This window comes from Mesorhizobium sp., assembly GCF_005063415.1.
GTDB lineage: Bacteria > Pseudomonadota > Alphaproteobacteria > Rhizobiales > Rhizobiaceae > Mesorhizobium.
In genome coordinates this window covers 1-230 of sequence record NZ_SUEG01000240.1, presented here as the reverse complement: position 1 = coordinate 230, position 230 = coordinate 1, and the positions used below count along the sequence as shown (strand labels likewise).

The following is a 230-nucleotide window of genomic DNA, read 5'->3' as shown; positions in this document are numbered from 1 at the left end:
GAGCCGATATTGCCGCAGCCGATGATGCCGAGCGTCTTGCCGGTGATCTCGACACCCATGAAGCGGTTCTTTTCCCATTTGCCGGCATGGGTCGAGGCGTTGGCCTCCGGTATCTGGCGGGCCAGCGCGAAGATCATGGCGACGGCATGCTCGGCGGTGGTGATCGAATTGCCGAAGGGCGTATTCATCACGATGATGCCCTTGCGGCTCGCCGCCGGGATATCGACATT

1 protein-coding gene is annotated in these 230 nt (G+C 61.3%); it reads right to left on the bottom strand.

The window, feature by feature from the left end; translation table 11 throughout:
- Positions 1-230: NAD(P)-dependent oxidoreductase (locus E5W70_RS30825; RefSeq protein WP_292665035.1), on the bottom strand; the 230-nt coding region annotated here is incomplete at both ends.